The sequence below is a fragment of the Streptomyces sp. NPDC002868 genome, assembly GCF_055563295.1.
Genome location: NZ_JBVHDR010000005.1, coordinates 243,520 through 263,386, shown reverse-complemented (window position 1 = coordinate 263,386; position 19,867 = coordinate 243,520). Strand labels below are relative to the sequence as shown.

24 protein-coding genes are annotated in these 19,867 nt (G+C 69.5%); 13 read left to right on the top strand and 11 right to left on the bottom strand.

Annotation, left to right across the window (positions count from 1 at the left end):
* The first annotated feature begins 37 nt into the window (after positions 1-37).
* Complete coding sequence (locus ACZ3H8_RS17910) at positions 38-712, top strand: DUF6214 family protein (protein WP_467402768.1); 675 nt, start codon at positions 38-40, stop codon at positions 710-712.
* Here the strand turns inward: ACZ3H8_RS17910 and ACZ3H8_RS17905 are convergent.
* Positions 690-1,355 (bottom strand): DUF305 domain-containing protein, encoded by a 666-nt coding sequence (locus ACZ3H8_RS17905; RefSeq protein ID WP_467402767.1) that lies wholly within the window; start codon positions 1,353-1,355, stop codon positions 690-692. The genes ACZ3H8_RS17910 and ACZ3H8_RS17905 overlap by 23 nt on opposite strands.
* Before the next feature lie 176 nt (positions 1,356-1,531).
* On the opposite strand from ACZ3H8_RS17905, the gene ACZ3H8_RS17900 reads away from it, so the two are divergent.
* Positions 1,532-3,037, top strand: a complete 1,506-nt coding sequence (locus ACZ3H8_RS17900) for an LVIVD repeat-containing protein (protein WP_467402764.1) — start codon at positions 1,532-1,534, stop codon at positions 3,035-3,037.
* On the opposite strand, the gene ACZ3H8_RS17895 is transcribed toward ACZ3H8_RS17900, so the two are convergent.
* The 6 genes from ACZ3H8_RS17895 to ACZ3H8_RS17870 all read right to left on the bottom strand — a co-directional run bounded on the left by ACZ3H8_RS17895 (position 3,019) and on the right by ACZ3H8_RS17870 (position 7,374).
* Positions 3,019-3,666: a TetR/AcrR family transcriptional regulator gene (locus ACZ3H8_RS17895; protein WP_398985929.1), complete on the bottom strand. Its 648-nt coding sequence runs from the start codon at positions 3,664-3,666 to the stop codon at positions 3,019-3,021. The two genes, ACZ3H8_RS17900 and ACZ3H8_RS17895, sit on opposite strands and share 19 nt — an antisense overlap.
* Before the next feature lie 172 nt (positions 3,667-3,838).
* The gene (locus ACZ3H8_RS17890; protein ID WP_467402761.1) at positions 3,839-4,534 is read right to left on the bottom strand and encodes an HAD family hydrolase; all 696 of its coding nucleotides are present in this window, start codon (positions 4,532-4,534) and stop codon (positions 3,839-3,841) included.
* Positions 4,535-4,553: 19 nt separating this feature from the next.
* Positions 4,554-5,240, bottom strand: coding sequence for a phosphatase PAP2 family protein (locus tag ACZ3H8_RS17885; protein ID WP_467402758.1), 687 nt, complete (start codon positions 5,238-5,240; stop codon positions 4,554-4,556).
* Between the two features lie 33 nt (positions 5,241-5,273).
* Positions 5,274-6,209, bottom strand: coding sequence for a M56 family metallopeptidase (locus ACZ3H8_RS17880; RefSeq protein WP_467402757.1), 936 nt, complete (start codon positions 6,207-6,209; stop codon positions 5,274-5,276).
* A gap of 95 nt (positions 6,210-6,304) precedes the next feature.
* The gene (locus tag ACZ3H8_RS17875; RefSeq protein ID WP_467402755.1) at positions 6,305-6,850 is read right to left on the bottom strand and encodes a DUF5134 domain-containing protein; all 546 of its coding nucleotides are present in this window, start codon (positions 6,848-6,850) and stop codon (positions 6,305-6,307) included.
* A gap of 137 nt (positions 6,851-6,987) precedes the next feature.
* Complete coding sequence (locus ACZ3H8_RS17870; protein ID WP_467402754.1) at positions 6,988-7,374, bottom strand: VOC family protein; 387 nt, start codon at positions 7,372-7,374, stop codon at positions 6,988-6,990.
* A gap of 74 nt (positions 7,375-7,448) precedes the next feature.
* Here ACZ3H8_RS17870 and ACZ3H8_RS17865 point away from each other — a divergent pair, with 74 nt between their 5' ends.
* The gene (locus ACZ3H8_RS17865) at positions 7,449-8,000 is read left to right on the top strand and encodes a GNAT family N-acetyltransferase (RefSeq protein WP_467402752.1); all 552 of its coding nucleotides are present in this window, start codon (positions 7,449-7,451) and stop codon (positions 7,998-8,000) included.
* Positions 8,001-8,062: 62 nt separating this feature from the next.
* Here the strand turns inward: ACZ3H8_RS17865 and ACZ3H8_RS17860 are convergent, their stop codons facing one another.
* On the bottom strand, positions 8,063-8,713 hold the full coding sequence (locus ACZ3H8_RS17860) for a glycerophosphodiester phosphodiesterase (protein ID WP_467403239.1): 651 nt from the start codon (positions 8,711-8,713) through the stop codon (positions 8,063-8,065).
* A 103-nt stretch (positions 8,714-8,816) separates the two neighbouring features.
* Positions 8,817-8,942 (bottom strand): hypothetical protein, encoded by a 126-nt coding sequence (locus ACZ3H8_RS17855; protein WP_307664934.1) that lies wholly within the window; start codon positions 8,940-8,942, stop codon positions 8,817-8,819.
* 291 nt (positions 8,943-9,233) lie between these two features.
* On the opposite strand from ACZ3H8_RS17855, the gene ACZ3H8_RS17850 reads away from it, so the two are divergent.
* From ACZ3H8_RS17850 to ACZ3H8_RS17830, 5 genes are all read left to right on the top strand, one after another.
* Positions 9,234-10,631 carry a DUF6421 family protein gene (locus tag ACZ3H8_RS17850; RefSeq protein WP_467402750.1) on the top strand — a complete coding sequence of 466 codons (1,398 nt, stop codon included), beginning with the start codon at positions 9,234-9,236 and terminating at the stop codon, positions 10,629-10,631.
* A 26-nt stretch (positions 10,632-10,657) separates the two neighbouring features.
* Complete coding sequence (locus ACZ3H8_RS17845; RefSeq protein ID WP_467402747.1) at positions 10,658-11,413, top strand: SDR family NAD(P)-dependent oxidoreductase; 756 nt, start codon at positions 10,658-10,660, stop codon at positions 11,411-11,413.
* On the top strand, positions 11,392-12,471 hold the full coding sequence (locus tag ACZ3H8_RS17840) for a threonine aldolase family protein (protein WP_467402745.1): 1,080 nt from the start codon (positions 11,392-11,394) through the stop codon (positions 12,469-12,471). The genes ACZ3H8_RS17845 and ACZ3H8_RS17840 overlap by 22 nt, the downstream gene beginning before the upstream one ends.
* A 78-nt stretch (positions 12,472-12,549) precedes the next feature.
* Positions 12,550-13,128 (top strand): transglutaminase-like domain-containing protein, encoded by a 579-nt coding sequence (locus ACZ3H8_RS17835; protein ID WP_467402743.1) that lies wholly within the window; start codon positions 12,550-12,552, stop codon positions 13,126-13,128.
* Positions 13,129-13,141: 13 nt separating this feature from the next.
* Positions 13,142-13,843, top strand: coding sequence for a B3/B4 domain-containing protein (locus tag ACZ3H8_RS17830; protein WP_467402740.1), 702 nt, complete (start codon positions 13,142-13,144; stop codon positions 13,841-13,843).
* A gap of 4 nt (positions 13,844-13,847) precedes the next feature.
* Here the strand turns inward: ACZ3H8_RS17830 and ACZ3H8_RS17825 are convergent, their stop codons facing one another.
* Together ACZ3H8_RS17825 and ACZ3H8_RS17820 are read right to left on the bottom strand one after the other, a co-directional pair.
* Positions 13,848-14,570 carry a lysophospholipid acyltransferase family protein gene (locus ACZ3H8_RS17825; protein ID WP_307664939.1) on the bottom strand — a complete coding sequence of 241 codons (723 nt, stop codon included), beginning with the start codon at positions 14,568-14,570 and terminating at the stop codon, positions 13,848-13,850.
* Positions 14,571-14,730: 160 nt separating this feature from the next.
* The gene (locus ACZ3H8_RS17820) at positions 14,731-15,147 is read right to left on the bottom strand and encodes a DUF4395 domain-containing protein (RefSeq protein ID WP_467402737.1); all 417 of its coding nucleotides are present in this window, start codon (positions 15,145-15,147) and stop codon (positions 14,731-14,733) included.
* A 75-nt stretch (positions 15,148-15,222) separates the two neighbouring features.
* On the opposite strand from ACZ3H8_RS17820, the gene ACZ3H8_RS17815 reads away from it, so the two are divergent.
* The 5 genes from ACZ3H8_RS17815 (at position 15,223) to ACZ3H8_RS17795 (ending at position 19,805) form a co-directional block, all read left to right on the top strand.
* Positions 15,223-15,636, top strand: coding sequence for a TlpA family protein disulfide reductase (locus ACZ3H8_RS17815; protein ID WP_467402736.1), 414 nt, complete (start codon positions 15,223-15,225; stop codon positions 15,634-15,636).
* 199 nt (positions 15,637-15,835) lie between these two features.
* Entirely contained in the window at positions 15,836-16,342 is a 507-nt protein-coding gene (locus ACZ3H8_RS17810) for a flavin reductase family protein (RefSeq protein WP_467402734.1), read from the top strand.
* A 206-nt stretch (positions 16,343-16,548) separates the two neighbouring features.
* Positions 16,549-17,334: an electron transfer flavoprotein subunit beta/FixA family protein gene (locus tag ACZ3H8_RS17805; protein ID WP_467402732.1), complete on the top strand. Its 786-nt coding sequence runs from the start codon at positions 16,549-16,551 to the stop codon at positions 17,332-17,334.
* A gap of 57 nt (positions 17,335-17,391) precedes the next feature.
* Positions 17,392-18,354: an electron transfer flavoprotein subunit alpha/FixB family protein gene (locus ACZ3H8_RS17800; RefSeq protein ID WP_467402729.1), complete on the top strand. Its 963-nt coding sequence runs from the start codon at positions 17,392-17,394 to the stop codon at positions 18,352-18,354.
* 152 nt (positions 18,355-18,506) lie between these two features.
* Entirely contained in the window at positions 18,507-19,805 is a 1,299-nt protein-coding gene (locus ACZ3H8_RS17795; RefSeq protein ID WP_467402727.1) for a DUF6986 family protein, read from the top strand.
* Positions 19,806-19,867: the final 62 nt, after the last annotated feature.

Here is a 19,867-nt window from a genome sequence, read left to right as displayed (position 1 = left end):
CGCGGAAGGTCCGGATTTGGCTGGTTACGTGCTAATTGTGCAAGAAACTACGTTTCTTAACGCTAATGATCAGTATGACCTGGGTGGGGCGCTGCCCTACCCACCCGTCTGGGAGCTACAAGGTGCCGGCACGGTCACCTCGGAGCCCAGCGGACCCGAGATCACCGGACCCGAGATCCCCGTACCCGACGTCCCCCCGCCCTGGTTCAACGTCCGGCTGACCTTCGCCGACGGTGCCCGCATCGACGTCCTCGCCGTAGTCGACGACGGCGAGATCGCCATTGAGGATCTGCACGCCGACCCGCCGCTGCCGCTCGGGGGCTTCGCGGTGCTCGCAGAGCGGATCGAGGACCCGCTCGAGGACGCCTGCCGGGTGGCCACGCCGCCACCTGCCCCCGATGAACCGGAGCCCGCCCCACCCTGCGTCGGCGGGCACGCGGACGCGCCGGGTCCAGGCCGCCGCCGGGCCCGCCCAGCAGTGCCGCGCGGCAGCGCCGGGCGGCGGATGGCGGCCGACGCCTACCGGGCCGCGCAGCAGGACGGGCGCGACCCGGTGCTCGCCGTAATGGCCGCGACCGGGCGGAGTCGCCGCAAGTCGCTCCGGCTCATTGCGGGCGCCCGCGACGAGGGCTATCTCGCGCCACGCCACAACCGCCGCCGGCCCGAGCCCGGCGCCGTCCAGCGGAAGGTCACAACGCGCGCATCCGGTTGATCTCACTCGTCTGCTGAGCGATCACATCGCTCGCCATCTCCTCGATCAGGATGTTGTTGCCCTTCGACAGGGCGTCGGTGGCCATGGTGATGGCCCCCTGGTGGTGAGTGATCATCAGCTTCAGGAAGAGTTCGTCGAACGCCTTGCCCTTCGCCCCGCGCAGCTGGGCGAGTTGGGCCGTGGTGGCCATTCCGGGCATCGCGGCCTGCCCGTGGTCGTGACCGCCCTTCCCCTTCGCCCCGCTGTTCGTTTTCAGCCACCCCTGCATCGCGCCGATCTCCGGCTTCTGCGAGGCGGCTACCCGCTCCGCCAGCCGCTTGACCTGCGTGGATCCCGCGCGGTCCGGTGCCAGGGCGGTCATCTGCAGCGCCTGGCCGTGGTGCGCGATCATCATCTGCGCGTAGGAGAAGTCCGCCACGTTGGGGGAGTCGTCGGGGGCGGCCTTCGCGGCTTCCTCGGGGGAGAGGGTCCTGGCCGTCTCACCCGGTTTGCCCGGTGCCACCACGGAGGGTCCGGCATCGCCCTTGGCCTTGGCGGGAGTGCTGGAGTCCGACTCGCAGGCACCCATGGCGAGTACGGCGGCCGAGACCGCGGCCAGGGCGACCGACCTGCGGACACACGCGGCCCTGCGGCGGTTCAACACGGTGACCTCCTGTGGCACTTGGGGTGTTTGGGGACGTTCCTAGCACGCTTCCGCACGCCGTTGATCAAAAACTTTCATTACGTCTGTGTTGCCATCTGTTGAGATGTACATGGAAGGGAAGATACTGCCGAGGTCCGTGAACCGTTCAACTGCGAACGGATACAAGGGAGGACGCAGTGACCCTGTTGCACCCCACCCGAGTGCGGCGCAGACGTCTGGGCGTGGCGGCAGCCGCGGCCGGGCTCCTCGCCACACTGCTGACGGCCGGACCAGCGGTCGCCACACCCGACCCCGGGGACACCCCCGCCCAGGGAAAGGTCTCATCGGGGCAGGCCGCCGACACCAAGGCGGCTATCAAGAGCGGCGAGATACCTCCGGTGGACGCGGTCGTCCACAGCGACAACGTCGAACACCTCGTCAACATCCCCAAGGAAGCCCTCAAGGGCACCAATTCGGACCTGGCCTTCCAGGGCAAGTACGCCTACGCGGGCAACTACGACGGTTTCCGGATCTTCGACATCAGCAATCCGCGAGCCCCGAAGACCGTCGCACAGGTCCTGTGTCCCGGCTCGCAGAACGACATCTCCGTCTCCGGTGACCTGCTCTTCCTGTCCACCGACTCCTCGCGCAGCGACAACTCCTGCAACAGCACCACGCAGCCCGCGACGGAGAAGTCGTCCTGGGAGGGCATGAAGATCTTCGACATCAGCGACAAGCGCAACCCGAAGTACGTCGCCGCCGTCGAGACCTTCTGCGGCTCCCACACGCACACGCTGGTGCCGGAGCGCCGCAACGTCTACATCTACGTCTCCTCGTACTCGCCGAGCGCGACCTTCCCGGACTGCCAGCCGCCGCACGACGGAATCTCTGTCATCAAGGTGCCGCGCAAGGCCCCCGAGAAGGCGGCGGTCGTGAACTTCCCGGTGCTCTTCCCGGGCGAGGGCCCGGACGGCGGCGGCAACCCGGGCTCGCCCACCAACCCGGGCGTCTCCAAGACCACCGGCTGCCACGACATCACCGTGCTCCCGTCCAAGGACCTGGCCGCCGGCGCCTGCATGGGTGACGGCATCCTGTTCGACATCAAGGACCCCGAGCGCCCGAAGGTCATCGACCAGGTCCAGGACAATGTGAACTTCGCGTTCTGGCACTCGGCGACCTTCAACCAGAAGGCGAACAAGGTCGTCTTCACCGACGAGCTCGGCGGCGGCGGCGCGGCCACCTGCAATGCCGCGATCGGCCCGGACCGCGGCGCTGACGGCATCTACGACATCGTTGGCAGGGGCGACCATCGCAAGCTGGTCTTCCGCAGCTACTACAAGATCCCCCGCCATCAGGCGGACACCGAGAACTGCGTGGCCCACAACGGCTCGATCATCCCGGTCAAGGGCCGCGACCTGATGGTCCAGGCCTGGTACCAGGGCGGCGTCTCGGTCTGGGACTTCACCAACTCCTCGAAGCCCAAGGAGATCGCCTACTTCGAGCGCGGCCCGCTGAGCGCGGACACGCTGATCGGAGGCGGTGCCTGGTCGGCGTACTACTACAACGGCTACATCTACGCGAACGACATCGCCAAGGGCTTCGACGTGCTGAAGATCAAGGACAGGCGCACGGATCCGGCGAAGCGGGTGCGGCTGCACGAGCTCAATGTGCAGACCCAGCCCGACTACTTCGACCGCGACTGATCCCCTGCCTCAACACGCGTTCCGCCGGGCGGTCTCTCGCCCGGCGGGACGCCGAGCTCCCAGTCGAGCTCGTACCGCTGGAACAGTTCCGCGCGCAGCCGAGCCAGCGGCATCGGCACCCCCGGCAGCAGGATCGCGAAAACCGCGCCCATCAGCAGGGCGCGCAGCAGTGGATAGTCGGCGTCGACATCCTGTGATCCGTAGCGCTCCACCGTGTCGCGCAGCAGGGCCGCAAGACGCTGCTGTTCCGGGCACTGCCAGAACCCCTCGGCCTGCAGGACCCCCGACATGTGCGTCCGCATCAGCATGGGCCGGTCGACCGCGAGCCCGAGGATGGCGTCGATCGCCCGCGCGAGCCGCTCGCGCCCGTCATCGGTTCTGGGCTCGCGCTCCAGCGCCGCTTCCAGTGTGCGATGCATCAAACGGTGCACGGCCGACTGCAGCAGCTGCCGTTTGCCCGGGTAGTAGTACGAGACAAGCCCGCGTGCCGAGCCGGCTCTGTCGGCGATGTCGGCAAGTGTCGTCGCCTCGTACCCGCGCTCCCCGACCAGCTCTACGGTGGCCTGCAAAAGCCGCTCCCGGGAACGCCGACGAAGCTCTTCATTGACCGATGCGCTCCGCGGGGACATGCTTGACTCCTGCGTTGACTGGCTCCGAGCCAATATACTCAGGGTGCCCCGGTGTGAGGCTTTCAGGGCCTGGTCAGCGGGGGTGCTGCCCGAACCGGGCGACGCGGGGGATCGTCCGGTTTGGGTAGCTTTGCCCTGCCTTAAGTGTGCCTCTGTGAGCCTCCGGTCAGTTTCAGTCGATGAGTCCGAGCACCGGGCGCAGCCCCGCCGGACGCTCCTCCACCGGCAGATGGTCCACGAAATGGACCACACATCCCAGATTCGCGGCCCCGCCGTCCGCATGTTTGTCGTCCCCGACCATCAGGACCTCGCCCGGGTCCTTGCCCAGCGCCTCACAGGCCGAGCGGAAAAGGCGTACGTCGGGCTTCTGCACGCCGTGCTCGAACGACAGGGCATACGCGTCCACCCAGGCATCCAGGCCGTGGGCGCGGAAGACCGGCCGCAGGTCCCAGCCGATGTTGCTGACCACGGCGATACCAACTCCCCACTCCCGCAGCGTGCGCAGCACGTCGGCGGCGTCGGGGTACGGGCGCCAGGCGGCGGGCGTCATATGGCGTTCGTAGAGCGCGTCGTACAGCCCCGGGTCCGGAAGCTCCACCTGGCGGGCGAGACCGGTGTACGCGGCACGGTGCCGTTCCGCGCTCTCGTCGCGGGTCTCCCACAGCTCGGCGAGACCTGGTGGCATCCGCTGTGGCGACGAGCCGCCAGGGAGCGCCCCTGCCGCCGCCAACTGTTCGGCGTACCGGGCCAGTTCGGCCTCGGGGAGACTGCTGCCCCGTGCGTCGAGGACCGCGCGAAGCCAGTCCCGCGCGGGCTCGATGCGAAACAACGTTCCGGAGAAGTCGAAGAGCACACCCTTGATCGCCATGACCGCGATCCTTCCGGGGTCAGCGCTGCCGGGACAAGACCACACGCTCGTACGCGGCGATCGAAAGCGCCACCCAGCAGGCGCCGAGCAGCCAGCCGCCCACCACGTCCGAGGGCCAGTGCACGCCAAGGTAGAGCCGGGTGAGGCCGACCCCGACGACGGAGACTACGGCGGCCGCGATGCTCCAGTGCCACAGCCGCCCCTCTCCTCCGTGCCGCCTGAGCAGCCACAGCAGCAGAGTGCAGCTGACCATGGCCGTCATCGCATGGCCGGAGGGGAAGGCCGCGTAGTGCGCGGAGTCGACGGGATCCGGCCATTGCGGCCGGTCCCGGCCCACGGCGGACTTCAGCCCCTGCTGTACGAGGGTGCCCACCGCGCTCGTCACCACGACCCACACCGCCAGCAGCCACTCCCGCAGCCACCACAGCCAAAGGACGGCCGCCGCGACCAGTGCGCGCATCGTCCACGGGTCCCACACCCAGTCGGTGAGCACCCGGATCACCCGGGTGAGCCCCGGCTCGGTCACCGCCCAGCCGTGCAGGCCGTCCGCGACCGTGCGGTCGAAGGAGACGAGGGGGGTCCAGGAGACCGCGACCAGGGCCAGCAGCACCGCCGAGAGGGCGGCGAGCAGCGCGCTCGTACGGGCGGCTGCGCCGACCCGGGTGTGCGCCGGCGGAGTGGGAGGCGCTGAGCGCTGGAAGTGCATGGGGAGATCTTCGCCGCTCACCGGCTCATACAGCTATCCCAGCGCGCGCAGCGCGGGCACGAATGCCACCAGCAGGGGGATCACAGGCACCAGGGCGGCGGCCGCGGTCAGCCGCAGCCGGCGGCCCGCGGTGAGCCGCGGCACGGGTGTCAGCAGCCGGTTCACTCGCTGCGGCAGTTGGGCGTCCGGCGTGGGGCAGGGCCCGAACACGCCACGGTCCTCGTTGAGTTCGACCAGTGCCAGGGCGATCGTCAGCCGGCCGAAGCGCCTGGACGCGACATCGTCGGCCGCCAGCTCGACCAGCCGGTGCATCTCGTCGCGGAACGCCGCGAACACCGGGATCTGCGGAAAGCCGTTGGCGAGCGCGGCGGAACAGTGCAGCAGCCAGTCGTGCCGTGCCTGCGCGTGCCCCTGCTCGTGCGCCAGTACGGCATCGAGCTGACGGTCTTTCAGGCGGCGCAACGCGGCCGTGGTGACGACCAGTTGGGGTGCCGCGCCCGGCAGCCACCAGACGTCGGGCCGCACGCCCTCCAGGACGACCAAAGGTTCGCTGCCCGGCTCCTCGCCCGGCATCAGAGGGGCACGCACCAGAAGCTCTGTGCGCCGCCGCGTGCGCCGGACATGGGCCCCATGGATCTCGCGGGTGAGCATCGCGCCGGTCCACAGGCCCCCGCAGGCCAGGACGACGGCGAGGACGGCGGACCACGGTTCGCTCGCGCCGAGGGCGTACGCCTCCACCACCCCGTGCGGCGCGGGCGCGAAGACATGACCCCGGACAAGCTGCCAGGCCGCCGCCGCGCTGAACGTCATGGAGAGCGCGAAGCACAGCAGTACGGCCGCGACCACGCACTGCCAGACCCACAGTGCCACCACGGGCTCGCGCTCCGGCCAGTCGGCACGCGACACAAGTCGCGGGGCCACGACGGCGGCCAGTGCGCCGAGAAGCAGCAGCACGAGGGAGACCAACATGGTGTCAGCCTATGAGCGCCGGGCTACTTGCGGGTATGGCCTCGCGCTCCAAGTGACGTACGACACGGTTTCGGTGCGCCCCGCCCGCAGACGGCTCAGAGAGCGAGCAGCATCGCCAGCATGGCGAGGCCCATGGCGAGACGGCAGGCCGGCGCCAGCTCGGGCCGCGCGCTCCAGGAGACCGTCGCCGCACCGCCCGCGGGGGAGGGCGCAGGCATCAAGCGGACGCCGGAGCGCAGCACGTACACGGCGTAGTACACCAGCAGCCCGCCGGTGAGCAGGGGGATTCCGGCGGCCGCATGCCCGGGGTGGCCGCCGCCGGACGTCATCGCCACCGCCATGTAGACCATCGCGAGGGAACCCACGAGGTGATGCAGATGGTGAGCGCCGCGGCGGGTCGGCCACAGGGCGCGCAGCGCCGCCGCCCCGAAGACCACCGCGTACACCACCCACCCCCAACTGGGCGGCGCGAACACGGCGGCGGGCACCGCCATCGCCGCCATCCCCCACCCCATCAGGGCTTCGCCGCCGGCCGCCTCGCGTGCCTCGCCGGAGCAACTGCGCATCCGCACCAGGCAGTACGCGCCGGTCCCGCCGCACAGCGCGACGAGCAGCCAGCCGGACATGGCCGGTCCGTGCACGGCGCACCTCCCCCTTCGACGGTGTCGAAGAGTCGATGCCCGGCGGCTCGGGGGCCTACGCGAGCGCACGGAGGTGCACGGAGGTGCATGGGAAGCACGCGCGGCAATCCGGCCCGCCCCCGACGCCCTGTGGCGGCTCAGGGGCGGTACCGCAGCGGATGATCGGCCGGCACTTCGACGATCGCGATCCGATGGCCGTCCGGGTCGGCGATCCACATCTCGATCAGGCCCCACGGCTCACGCCTGGGCGGCCGCAGCACCTCGACGTCCCGCGCCGACAGCTCGGCGTGGACCGCGGCCGCGTCCTCGACCTGGAGCCACAACTCGGGACCGGTCGCGGCCGGGGCCGTTGAGCGCCCTGACACTTCCAGAAACCCGCCGCCCAGGAAGTAGACCGTGCCCCGCTCGGGACCAGTGCCGAATTCGCGGTAGACGGGGAGTCCGAGTGTCTGCCCGTAGAACCGCCGCGACCGCTCGGGGTCGGTCGGGCGCAGCAGGATCCGGCTGCTCAGCACATGCACCATGGGCAAACCCTAGGGCGGAGAGGTCCGGGTTAGTCTCGGGACACCTGTACACCGTCGAGATGGGAGTGCCCTCAATGGACACCGCACCGGCCCGGGAATCCGGCGAGCTCACCTACCGTGACGCGGTCGAGGCCGATGTGCCCGCGCTCGTTCCGCTGATCGAGTCCGCGTACCGAGGCGATACGAGCCGCACCGGCTGGACCACCGAGGCGGACATTCTCGACGGACAGCGCACCGACCCGGAAGGCGTCCTGGAGGTCATCACTGCCGCCGGCAGCACCCTCCTCATAGTGGAGCGCGGCGGTGAGCCGATCGCCTGCTGCCAGCTCGAGCACCGCGGTGAGGCCGTGTACTTCGGCATGTTCGCCGTCCGCCCCGAGCTGCAGGGCGAGGGCCTCGGCCGCCGGATCATCACGGAGGCGGAGCGCACCGCGCGCGAGCGCTGGGGTGCGCGCGAGATGCACATGACCGTGATCTCGGTACGGGACGAGCTGATCGCCTGGTACGAGCGCCGCGGCTACCGCCGTACGGGAAAGCTGAGCCCCTTCCCGTACGGCGACGAGCGCTTCGGCATCCCGCAGCGCGACGATCTCGCCTTCGAGCTGCTGGTGAAGGAACTGTCCTAGGAGGGCGGACCCGAGAACTCCGAGAACACGGTCCCGAGAACACGGTCCCGAGAACAGGGTCCTCAGGCCGTGAACCGGCCGGTGCGCCGGATCTCGGGGAAGTCGGTGGTCGCGCCGTCGAGTTCGAGGGCGCGCACCAGCCGCAGATGCTCCTGGGTGTTCACCACCCAGCCGATCACCTGAAGGCCTTCGCCGTGCGCGTGCTCGACGGTCTCCAGGGTCAGCCTGCGGATGTTCAGCGCGAGGGAGGCAGCGCCCACCGCCTTGGCACGGTCCACCACGTCGGCGCCCCATCGGCTGGCGATGAGCACCGTCCGTACACCGGGCACCAGACCCGCGATCTCGGCGACCGCGTCGTCGTGGAATGACGACACCTCGACGCGGTGCACGAGATCGCGGCTGAGCATCACCTCGGCCAGTGCCCGGGCCGCGGCCACGTCCTTGATCTCCGCCTGGAGCGGTGCCCGCACGGCGTCGAGCACCTCCTCGAAGACCGGCACCCGCTCGCCACTGCCCGCGTCGAGCTCCCGCAGCTCGGCGAGGGTCTTGTCGGCGATCGGGCCCTTTCCGTCGGTCGTACGGTCCACGTCGGCGTCGTGCATGACGGCGAGCGCGCCGTCCTTGGTGAGATGCAGATCCAGTTCGATGGCGTCCATTCCGGCCTGTTCGGCGCGGACGAAGGAGCGCAGGGTGTTCTCCGGCTCGACGCCCATGACCCCGCGATGACCGATGGTGAGGAAAGTCAAGATTCTCTCGCTTCCGTCGACGGCGGCTCCCGCGAGGCGCATCCCGGCAGCCGCGCGGCAATCACGCAGCCTAACGGCCCGCCTCCGCGATGGGACCGGTCTCGCGAGGGGGAGTGGAGTGGTCCGCTCTGGCCCCCGCGATCCCCAGGACGAAACCGGTGATGAGGGCTGCGACAAGGACGGCACGGGTGCTCACGCGATAAGGCTCCGGGAGAGGCGGGCGAGGGGCGGACTCTTCTGTCCTACCCATGGCGGGCCCCCCGCAGCCGGCCGCGTCACCCGCTCGTGGGCGCGTCCTGCGCGGCTTGACGCGAGGTCGCGCTCAGCTGACGGCTTAGTCGAAGCAATCGCCTGAACGACCCCCGACCGCAAAAACTTCGGTGATCATGGGGGTTGGGCAGGATAATTTCCCAAGGTCCTACTTGTACGGAAGAACCACACACAGATACGGTGTCTTGACGCGAGGTTCTCCTGTGAAGGAAGTGACATGACGGAAATTCTTGTGCAGACCGCTGCCCCAGAGGGCATATCCCAAACCGCCCGGGTGATCGACCACCCGGCATGGCCGACGCTCAAGAATGCCGTCGAGGAGATCCGCCCCTGGCAGTCCAAGGACGGCTCCATCGACTTCGACGCCGAGGGCGCCCCCGCCCGCGTCACCGCCGAAGCCGCGCTCGACCGCGTGATCGACGCCGTGGAGGAGCTCGCCGCGCTGCTCCCGCACGACGCCGCGTACCACCGCGCGCTCGTTGCCGATCTGCACAAGTGGGCCGACAACGCCTTCGACGTCCCCGACTTCCTGGACTCGCTGCTTGCCTTCCAGCCCGCCGCCACCCGCGCCGACGGACTGCAGCACCTGGTCCTCTTCCCCATGTACACGCAGAACGGCAACCCGGACCGCAACCTTGAGGCGGTCGTGCTGCGCATGGTCTGGCCCGAGTGGCTCGCCGAGCTGGAGCGCACCCGCTACGACAACCCCCTCTTCTGCGGCATCACCTTCGAGGACTTCACCGCGGGCTACGACACCAACTCCGCGGTCCTTTTCCCGGAGACCATCGCCGTGCGCGAAGCCCCCGAGCGATTCACCTGGGGCGGCATCTTCTGCGACCGCGAGGCTGCCCGTTTTCGCGCCGTCACCACGGAGGCCGTACGCATCCTCGGCCTCGAAGTCCCTGACGACATCCTGGAGATGATCGGTGACCAGTCGCGCTGCGAGCAGGCCTTCGTGCTCTGGGACATGGTCCACGACCGCACCCACAGCCACGGCGACCTGCCCTTCGACCCGTTCATGATCAAGCAGCGCCAGCCGTTCTGGATGTACGGCCTGGAGGAGCTGCGCTGCGACCTCACCGCCTTCAAGGAGGCCGTGAAGCTGGAGGCCGAGGGCAACCAGCACGGCCGTGATGTGCAGTACGCGGTGCTGTTCGACCGGATGTTCCGCTTCCCGGTCACGGGTGACCGGGTGCGCAACTACGACGGGCTCGGCGGCCAGCTGCTCTTCGCGTACCTCCACAAGCACGATGTGGTGCGCTGGACCGACAACACCCTGAAGATCGACTGGGAGCGCGCGCCGCAGGTCACCAACGAGCTCTGCGCCGAGATCGAGAAGCTCTACCGCGACGGTATCGACCGCCCCAAGCTGGTCCACTGGTTCGCCGCGTACGACCTGGTCTCGACGTACCTTGCACCGCACCCCGGCTCGCGCTGGGCCAAGGGCCCGGACGCCCTCGATCTGTCACAGCCTCCGCGCAAGCTCGTCGACGACGTGCTTCCTGACGAGTTTCCGCTCAGCATGTTCTATGAGGCGCTCTCCAAGAAGCTGAAGTCCGTGATCGCCTCCACCAAGGGGATCACCGCGGAGACTGCTGAGCAGGTGGCTGCGTGAGCTCTCGTACGGAGGAGACTGGGACCATGAACGGAAACGGGAACAGTCGGCTGGAGGGCGCCGTGGTCGCGGTCGCCGGAGCTGCGGGCCCGGCGGGCCGGGCCGCCTTGCTGCGGCTGGCCGAGGCCGGTGCGACAGTCGTGGCCTCCGACGCGGATCCCGGGCGGCTGGCCGAGGCCGTCGACGCCGCTCGGTACGCGCACGGCGGCGCGACCGTCACCGGGGACACTGTCGACCTGCTCGATCCGAACGCCACCCGGGAGTGGGCGGACAAGACCGAGAAGGAGTTCGGCAGGATCGACGGTCTGGTCCATCTCGTCGGCGGCTGGCGCGGCAGCGCCACCTTCGCCGAGACCGCCCTCGCCGACTGGCAGCTCCTCGAGAAGCTGCTGATCCGCACGGTGCAGCACACATCGCTCGCCTTCCACGACGGGCTGCTGCGCAGCGACCGTGGCCGCTTTGTGCTGATCAGCGCGGCCGGCGCCAGCAAGCCGACCGCGGGCAACGCGGCGTATTCCGCGTCCAAGGCGGCGGCCGAGGCGTGGACGCTCGCGCTTGCCGACTCCTTCCGCAAGGCGGGGGGCGAGGAGGGGCCGAAGGCCGCGGCTGCGATCCTGGTCGTCAAGGCACTGGTGCACGACGCCATGCGCGCCGAGCGCCCGAATGCGAAGTTCGCGGGCTTCACGGACGTGACGGAACTGGCCGAGGCCATCGCCGGAGTCTGGGACCGGCCCGCCCGGGAAGTGAATGGACAGCGCCTGTGGCTGACCCCCAAACCGTGAAGACCGACGCCCGACGCCATCACGACCCCGAGGTACGCGGCTTCGCCAGCGACAACTACGCGGGCGCGCACCCCGAGATCCTCGCGGCGCTCGCCGTCGCCAACGGCGGTCACCAGATCGCCTATGGCGAGGACGTGTACACCGAGCACCTCCAGCGGGTCATGCACAGCCACTTCGGGCCGACGGCCGAGGCCTTCCCGGTCTTCAACGGCACCGGCTCCAACGTCACGGCGCTCCAGGCGCTCACCGACCGCTGGGGCGCGGTGATCTGCGCCGAGACCGCGCACATCAACGTCGACGAGGGCGGCGCGCCGGAGCGGATGGGCGGGCTGAAGCTGCTGACCGTACCGACCCCGGACGGCAAGCTCACGCCAGAGCTCATCGACCGGCAGGCGTACGGCTGGGACGACGAGCACCGGGCGATGCCGCAGGTCGTGTCGATCACCCAGAACACCGAGCTGGGCACGGTTTACACCCCCGCCGAGATCCGGGCGATCTGCGAGCACGCCCACGAGCGGGGCATGAAGGTCCATCTGGACGGGGCTCGGATAGCGAACGCCGCGGCGTCGCTGAACGTCCCCATGCGGACCTTCACCAATGCCGTCGGCGTCGACGTGCTCTCCTTCGGGGGCACGAAGAACGGCATGGTGTTCGGCGAGGCCGTCGTCGTCCTCAACCCGGACGCGGTGAGTCATATGAAGCATCTGCGGAAGATGTCGATGCAGCTCGCCTCCAAGATGCGCTTCGTATCGGTCCAGTTGGAGGCCCTGCTGGCGCGCGATCTGTGGCTGCGCAACGCCCGGCACGCCAACACCATGGCCCAGCGGCTGGCCGCGGGCGTCCGCGGCGTCGACGGTGTGGAGATCCTCCACCCCGTCCAGGCCAACGCCGTCTTCGCGCGCCTCCCGCACGATGTGAGCGAGCGGCTGCAGAAGCGTTTCCGCTTCTACTTCTGGAACGAGGCGGCCGGCGACGTCCGCTGGATGTGCTCCTTCGACACCACCGAGGACGATGTGGACGCCTTCGTGCAGGCGCTGAAGGAAGAGATGGCCAAGTAGCCTCGGGTATTGCATAGATATGTGGCCGATCGGAAAATGATTGACTTCCGGTCGGCCACTTCTTTAGGGTCGGCGGCCATGGAGCTGATCCAGCAGAACCCTGAACTGGCCGCTTATCTCGCCGTCGACGAGGCGATCGACCATGAACACCCGCTGGTACGCGAGACGGCCGGCCGCCTGCGTACCGATGGTGCTGATGCATACGCATACGCCAAGGCGGCCTTCGAGTTCGTACGCGACACCATCCCGCACTCGCACGATGCGGGGGACATGCGCGTCACCTGGCGCGCCTCGGACGTGCTGGAGCAGCGGACCGGCATCTGCTACGCCAAAGCCCATGCGCTGACCGCACTGCTGCGCGCGCAAGGCATCCCTACCGCCCTCTGCTACCAGCGACTGGGTGTTGTCCACGGGCTCGTGGCTGTGCAACTGCCGGGGCGGGCGCGGTGGTCGCGGCAGGATCCGCGCGGGAACAAGCCCGGAGTCGACGCGCAGTTCTCCCCCGATGTGGAGCGGCTGGCCTTTTCGGTGCAACCGGGGTCCAATGATGTGGACTATCCGGTACTCTATGCTGCACCGCACCCGGCTGTGCTCCAAGCGCTCCAGACCGCGTCGGACCGTGAGTCGCTATGGCTCCAACTCCCCACCGAACTGTGAGGCATCCCCGACCATGACGCTCACACTCACCGTCTCCGACGAGGTCAGGGACCTCGCGCCCGGCTTCATCCATCTCGCGGTCGAGGCGCGCGGCCTGGTCAACGGGCCCAGCAACGCCGACAGTTCGGCCCTGCTCGACGACGCCGCACGCCGACTCGCCGCGCGTCTGGACGGTCGCGCCCCGCACGAGGACCCCCACATGGCCGCCTGGCGCGCCGCGTACTCCGCCTTCGGCGCCAAGCCGTCCCGTACCCGCAACTCCGCCGAGGCGCTGGCCAAGCGGGCGCTCGCCGACGGCGGGCTGCCGCGCATCAATGTGCTGGTCGACCTCTACAACGCGATCAGCGTGGCCCATCTCGTTCCGGTCGGCGGCGAGGACACCGACCACATCAAGGGCGGGATGCGGCTCGTACGCGCCACCGGCCAGGAGCCGTTCGTCACCGTCGCGGGCGGCGAGGAGACCGTGGAGCACCCGGACGCCGGCGAGGTCGTCTGGTGCGACGACGAAGGCGTCACCTGCCGGCGCTGGAACTGGCGTCAGGGAGTACGCACCCGGCTCACCGAGGAGTCGGTGAACGCGCTCTTCCTGCTGGAGGGTATGGCCCCCATGACGACCGGCGAGCTCGAGGCCGCAGCCGCCGAACTCGCCGAGTCGCTCGAGAAGTTGAGCCCCGGAGCGCGGATCACCGTCCGGCCGCCGCAGGCAGGGGTGTGACGCTTCAGCCGGCCTCGCGGACCTCGGCCGGAGTCGGCGCCGTACCCCCGAGGTGCGCGGGCACCCACCAGGTGTCGCTCGCGTCCTTGGGGCGTACGGGATAGGCACGCTGCGCGGCTTCGAGAAGCTCCTGCACCCGCTCGCGCAGCCGTCGCGTGATCGCGCCCGCGTACTGGTCGGCAGGTGCCTCCACGGGCTCGCCCACCCGGATCGTCACCGGGATGTGGCTGCGCCTGAAGTTGCGCGGGCGGCCCTTCGTCCAGATCCGCTGGGTACCCCACAGCGCCATCGGGATCAGCGGAACGCCGGCCTCCTGGGCCAGCCGGGCCGCACCCGACTTGAAGGACTTGAGGGTGAACGACTGGGAGATCGTCGCCTCGGGGAAGACACCGATGATCTCGCCCGAGCGCAGCGAGTCCAGCGCGTGCGAGTAGGCCGCCTCACCCTGCTTGCGGTCCACCGGAATGTGCTTCATGCCGCGCATCAGCGGGCCGGAGATCCTGTGCCGGAAGACGGAGTCCTTCGCCATGAAGCGCACCAGGCGCCTCTGGGGCAGCGCCGCGAGGCCGGTGAAGATGAAGTCCAGATAGCTGATGTGATTGCTGACCAGCACAGCACCGCCAGAGCGCGGGATGTTCTCCGATCCCTGAGTGTCGATCTTCAGGTCCAGCGCCTTGAACAGCGTGAGAGCGGCGCCGACGACCGGCCGATAGACGAGCTCTGCCATCTGGAGAGGGCCCTTCTGTTGTGCCCGGGGAGGGTTCTCCCGGCGGAAGTTACGCAGCCGTAGGTTTTCGGCATTGGGCAGATCGTGCCGCATACGCGGCGTGCTGACCAGTCCTGGCGCCTTGGGCGGGCGAGATTCTTCTCACGCCGTTCTTGTCACATCATGACCGGACAGCAGTCGCCCGGCGCAGCACCAGATACATCTCGCACCCCAGGCAGTACCCGAATACGGCGTTGAGGAACGCGGCGGCAAGCGCGCATCCGGTCGCGACGAGAGCGAGCCACGACGGTCCCCAGAAATACCCGACCAGCCCGATCAGGGCGAAGGCCAGCCCCACACCCTGCGCGAACCGCGGCGGCGCGGGCGACTCCAGCTCCGCCGGCGGCCCGAGCCTCGGCCGTACCGCGGTGCGGAAGAGCCATCCGTACGGAGAACGCTGCACGCCGAATGCCGCACCCGCGGCGAAGCAGAGCGCCTGCCAGCCGAGCAGGGCGCCGCTGCCCGTGACGAGAACGGCGGCGAGTACGACCGTGGTGACGGCGGCCCCGAAACGCGGCCCCCTGACGTCGATGTCCATGCCCTCAGCATCGCGCAGCGGATCCGTGGTGCGGGCGCGGGAATCTTTACGGTCCTGTGAACGCTGCACCCGGGGATGACTGGACTTGTGGTGTGTGCGGTGGTGCTCGCGGCGGCGAGCGCCTTCGGGCTGTGGCAGCGGCGAAACGGCGGGAGGCTGAAGGTGCGGGGTCGGGACGCTCACAGACGGCTCGGCGTGGCCGAACTCGGCGCGGACCTGGGGCAGCGGGCGACGCTCGTCCAGTTCTCCAGCGCGTTCTGCCAGCCGTGCCGGGCGACGAGGCGCACCCTCGCCGAAATCGCGGACATGGTCGACGGAGTCACCCATGTCGAGATCGACGCGGAGGAGCGGCTCGCCCTGGTGCGGGAGCTGGGCATCCTCAAGACGCCCACCGTGCTGGTGCTCGACGCGGGCGGCAACATCGTCACCCGGGCCTCCGGCCAGCCGCGCAAGGCGGATGTGATCGCCGCGCTCGGTCAGGCGGTGTGACACCTCGTGACCCGTGTCGCACATGCTGGAACGCACTTGACTGCACGCGCCATGCATCGTCACGCTGACGCTGTGCTTCCAGAACTCCTTCTCTACGGGCGGGCTCACATCGACCTCGCGCGGAACGCGAGTGCGCGCTGTCCGGCTGTCTGAGCAGCCACGGCCGCCCCGTTCGCATCCCTTGCAGAAGGACAACTCCATGACGGCTTCGCCCGAACTAGGCACACCTCAGCTGGCCTCGCCCGACCTGCTCCGCTCCGTCTTCCGGCAGCACGCCGCGGGCGTCGCGGTGATCACCGCCCAGGGTGACCACCCCGTCGGATTCACCGCCACCTCTCTCAACTCGGTAGCCGCCGAGCCGCCGTTGATCTCCTTCGGCGTGGGTACGTCGTCCTCCAGCTGGCCGGTGATCGCCCGGGCCGAGCACATCGGCGTACACATACTCGGCGACCACCAGCAGGATCTGGCCGCCACCTTCGCCCGCAGCGGCGCCGACCGCTTCGCGCCGCCCACCGGCTGGCGCAGCGGCCCCGAGGGCGTTCCGGTGCTCGACGGCGTACTGGCGTGGCTGGTGTGCCGGATCATCAACCGCGTCCCGGCCGGGGATCATCGCATCGTGATCGCCGAGGCCGTCGTCGGCGACCCCGCCGGAGGCGGCCGGCCGCTGCTCTACCACCAGGGACGCTTCAACGGGCTGAAGGACTGAGAGTTTCTGGGAGCCGCCGGTTACGGAGCGTTGGCAAGGTCACAGTACAAAGCGCTTGCTTACTGACGATGAACTGGATGTACTGAGAGTACTGGCGAGTAATATTTCGTTCGGAGCGCGGCCCGCCCCGACCGGGATCCGCCCCGTCAGACGCCTATGCTGCGTGCAAGGCAGCCCAGTAGAGACGATGCAGTAGGAGAGCCGGCGTGAGCTTGAGGATCGTTGTCTGTGTGAAGTACGTGCCCGACGCCACCGGCGACCGGCACTTCGCCGATGACCTGACCGTCGACCGCGACGACGTCGACGGCCTGCTGTCGGAGCTGGATGAGTACGCGGTCGAGCAGGCGCTGCAGATCGCCGACGAGGCGGACGACGCGGAGATCACCGTGCTCACCGTCGGTCCCGAGGACGCCAAGGACGCGCTGCGCAAGGCTCTGTCCATGGGTGCCGACAAGGCCGTCCACGTCGAGGACGACGACCTGCACGGCAGCGACGTCATGGGCACCTCGCTGGTGCTCGCCAAGGCGATCGAGAAGACCGGTTACGACCTGGTCATCGCCGGTATGGCCTCGACGGACGGCACCATGGGCGTGCTGCCGGCGATTCTCGCCGAGCGCCTGGGCGTTCCGCAGGTCACGCTGCTCTCCGAGGTCTCCGTCGCGGACGGCGTCGTGAAGGGCCGCCGTGACGGCGACACCGCGAGCGAGCAGCTCGAGGCGTCCCTGCCGGCCGTCGTGTCCGTGACGGACCAGTCGGGCGAGGCTCGCTACCCGTCCTTCAAGGGCATCATGGCCGCCAAGAAGAAGCCGGTGGAGTCCCTGGACCTGGAGGACCTCGAGATCGACGCCGACGAGGTCGGCCTCGAGGGCGCCTGGACCGCTGTGGACTCGGCCGCCGAGCGTCCGGCCCGCACCGCCGGCACGATCGTCAAGGACGAGGGCGAGGGCGGCAAGCAGCTCGCGGAGTTCCTCGCGAGCCAGAAGTTCATCTGAGCTTCGGTCATATCCCAACCGCCCCCAGATACTTCGCATTCGCAGGAGAGCAATCCCATGGCTGAAGTTCTCGTCTTTGTCGACCACGTGGACGGCGCCGTCCGCAAGCCCACCCTCGAGCTGCTGACCCTCGCCCGCCGCATCGGCGAGCCGGTCGCCGTCGCCCTCGGCTCCGGCGCCGAGGCCACCGCCCCCGCGCTTGCCGAGCACGGCGCGGTCAAGGTCCTGACCGCCGACGCCCCCGAGTTCGCCGACTACCTCGTCGTACCGAAGGTGGACGCGCTGCAGGCCGCGTACGAGGCCGTCTCGCCGGCCGCCGTGCTCGTCCCGTCCTCCGCAGAGGGCAAGGAGATCGCGGCCCGCCTCGCGGTCCGCATCGGCTCCGGCATCATCACCGACGCCGTCGACCTCGAGGCCGGCGACGAGGGCCCGGTGGCCACGCAGTCCGCGTTCGCCGCCTCCTTCACCACCAAGTCCCGTGTCTCCAAGGGCACCCCGGTCATCACGGTCAAGCCGAACTCGGCCGCCGTGGAGGCCGCTCCGGCCGCGGGCGCCGTCGAGGCGCTCGCCGTCTCCTTCTCCGAGAAGGCCACCGGCACCAAGGTCGTCTCCCGCACCCCGCGCGAGTCCACCGGCCGCCCCGAGCTGACCGAGGCCGCGATCGTGGTCTCCGGCGGCCGCGGTGTCAACGGCGCCGAGAACTTCCACATCATCGAGGCGCTGGCCGACTCGCTCGGCGCGGCTGTCGGCGCCTCGCGCGCCGCGGTGGACGCCGGCTGGTACCCGCACTCCAACCAGGTCGGCCAGACCGGCAAGTCGGTCTCCCCGCAGCTGTACATCGCCTCGGGCATCTCCGGCGCGATCCAGCACCGGGCAGGCATGCAGACCTCGAAGACCATCGTGGCCATCAACAAGGACGCCGAGGCCCCGATCTTCGACCTGGTCGACTACGGCGTGGTCGGCGACCTCTTCGAGGTCGTCCCGCAGCTGACCGAAGAGGTCCAGACGCGCAAGGGCTGACCTCCGCTTTCTGTACGGCCTGGGGCCGCGCGGTGATCTTCACCGCGCGGCCCCAGTCTGTTACGGGGGACCATTGACGCAGGTCGTAACCGCCGACTAACTTCGCCATACGGATTGTTGATTCCGTGGTGCGGAAAATAGGAGGGTGCAGGATGGGTCAGCAGGAGAAGGTGGCAACGAGCCTCGCCGGAGCGGTCAGCGAGGAAATCAGCGCCTCCCTCGCGCCGGTGGACGCGGAGCTCGCCCGCCGCTACCCGGGAGACCCCGGCACTCGCCAGCCCGTTCACACGGTCTACGTACCCGGTGATGTCTTCGCCTCCGACACCATCCGTTCCTGGGGCGACCAGGCGCTCGCCGCGCTCGACGAGCACGCCCCGGACGCCGCGTCCCTCGCCGCCGTCCTCGGCCTCTCCGACGAACTCGCGGTCCCGGTGTACGACCGCGTACGGGCCAAGCTGGAGCGCGAGCCCGTCGAGGACCTGCGCATCGACTTCGAGGACGGCTACGGCGGCCGCGGCGACGCCGAGGAGGACGCGCACGCCGCCCGCGCCGCCCGCCTGATCACCGAGGCGTATGCGCAGGGCACCGCCGCCCCGTACATGGGCATCCGTATGAAGTGCATGGAGGCCGCCGTACGCGACCGGGGCATCCGCACCCTCGACATCTTCCTCACCGGCCTCATCGAGGCCGACGGGCTGCCCGACGGCCTCGTCCTGACCCTCCCCAAGGTCACCTACACCGAGCAGGTCACCGCGATGGTGCGGCTGCTGGAGGAGTTCGAGAAGGCGCGCGGTCTGGACGCGGGCCGGATCGGCTTCGAGATCCAGATCGAGACCAGCCAGTCCATCCTCGCCGCCGACGGCACCGCCGCCGTGGCGCGGATGATCGACGCCGCCGAGGGCCGGGTCACCGGACTGCACTACGGCACCTTCGACTACAGCGCCTGCCTCGGCGTCAGCGCCGCCTACCAGGCCGGCGACCACCCGGCCGCCGACCACGCCAAGGCCGTCATGCAGGTCGCGGCCGCGGGCACCGGCGTTCGCGTCTCGGACGGCTCCACAAACGTCCTTCCGGTCGGCACCACCGAGAAGGTCCACGACGCCTGGCGGCTGCACTACGGCCTGACCCGCCGAGCCCTGGCCCGCGCCTACTACCAGGGCTGGGACATGCACCCCGGCCATCTGCCGACCCGCTACGCCGCCGTGTTCGCCTTCTACCGCGAGGGCTTCGAGCAGGCCGCCGCGCGGCTGTCCGCGTACGCCAACCACGCGGGCGGCGACGTCATGGACGAGCCCGCCACCGCCAAGGCGCTGAGCAGCTATCTGCTGCGCGGCATCGACTGCGGCGCCCTCGACACCGCCGAAGTCGCCCGGCTCACCGGACTCACGCGCGCTGATCTCGACGGCTTCGCCGCACCGCGCCGCGGGGACCTCACGGCCACAGCCAAGTAACAGTCGGCGCTGCTGTCACCGCTGCCCCCTAGTCTGTACGCGACCACAGTCGCAACAAGGAT

What these genes read in the sequence shown, in the direction of transcription:
- ACZ3H8_RS17895 (WP_398985929.1), bottom strand. Translation starts at nt 3,666, where the DNA reads ATGTCCCCGCGGAGCGCATCGGTCAATGAAGAGCTTCGTCGGCGTTCC.
- ACZ3H8_RS17890 (WP_467402761.1), bottom strand. Translation starts at nt 4,534, where the DNA reads ATGGCGATCAAGGGTGTGCTCTTCGACTTCTCCGGAACGTTGTTTCGC.
- ACZ3H8_RS17885 (WP_467402758.1), bottom strand. Translation starts at nt 5,240, where the DNA reads ATGCACTTCCAGCGCTCAGCGCCTCCCACTCCGCCGGCGCACACCCGG.
- ACZ3H8_RS17880 (WP_467402757.1), bottom strand. Translation starts at nt 6,209, where the DNA reads ATGTTGGTCTCCCTCGTGCTGCTGCTTCTCGGCGCACTGGCCGCCGTC.
- ACZ3H8_RS17870 (WP_467402754.1), bottom strand. Translation starts at nt 7,374, where the DNA reads ATGGTGCATGTGCTGAGCAGCCGGATCCTGCTGCGCCCGACCGACCCC.
- ACZ3H8_RS17865 (WP_467402752.1), top strand. Translation starts at nt 7,449, where the DNA reads ATGGACACCGCACCGGCCCGGGAATCCGGCGAGCTCACCTACCGTGAC.
- ACZ3H8_RS17860 (WP_467403239.1), bottom strand. Translation starts at nt 8,713, where the DNA reads ATGGGCGTCGAGCCGGAGAACACCCTGCGCTCCTTCGTCCGCGCCGAA.
- ACZ3H8_RS17850 (WP_467402750.1), top strand. Translation starts at nt 9,234, where the DNA reads ATGACGGAAATTCTTGTGCAGACCGCTGCCCCAGAGGGCATATCCCAA.
- ACZ3H8_RS17845 (WP_467402747.1), top strand. Translation starts at nt 10,658, where the DNA reads ATGAACGGAAACGGGAACAGTCGGCTGGAGGGCGCCGTGGTCGCGGTC.
- ACZ3H8_RS17835 (WP_467402743.1), top strand. Translation starts at nt 12,550, where the DNA reads ATGGAGCTGATCCAGCAGAACCCTGAACTGGCCGCTTATCTCGCCGTC.
- ACZ3H8_RS17830 (WP_467402740.1), top strand. Translation starts at nt 13,142, where the DNA reads ATGACGCTCACACTCACCGTCTCCGACGAGGTCAGGGACCTCGCGCCC.
- ACZ3H8_RS17825 (WP_307664939.1), bottom strand. Translation starts at nt 14,570, where the DNA reads ATGGCAGAGCTCGTCTATCGGCCGGTCGTCGGCGCCGCTCTCACGCTG.
- ACZ3H8_RS17820 (WP_467402737.1), bottom strand. Translation starts at nt 15,147, where the DNA reads ATGGACATCGACGTCAGGGGGCCGCGTTTCGGGGCCGCCGTCACCACG.
- ACZ3H8_RS17815 (WP_467402736.1), top strand. Translation starts at nt 15,223, where the DNA reads ATGACTGGACTTGTGGTGTGTGCGGTGGTGCTCGCGGCGGCGAGCGCC.
- ACZ3H8_RS17810 (WP_467402734.1), top strand. Translation starts at nt 15,836, where the DNA reads ATGACGGCTTCGCCCGAACTAGGCACACCTCAGCTGGCCTCGCCCGAC.
- ACZ3H8_RS17800 (WP_467402729.1), top strand. Translation starts at nt 17,392, where the DNA reads ATGGCTGAAGTTCTCGTCTTTGTCGACCACGTGGACGGCGCCGTCCGC.
- ACZ3H8_RS17795 (WP_467402727.1), top strand. Translation starts at nt 18,507, where the DNA reads ATGGGTCAGCAGGAGAAGGTGGCAACGAGCCTCGCCGGAGCGGTCAGC.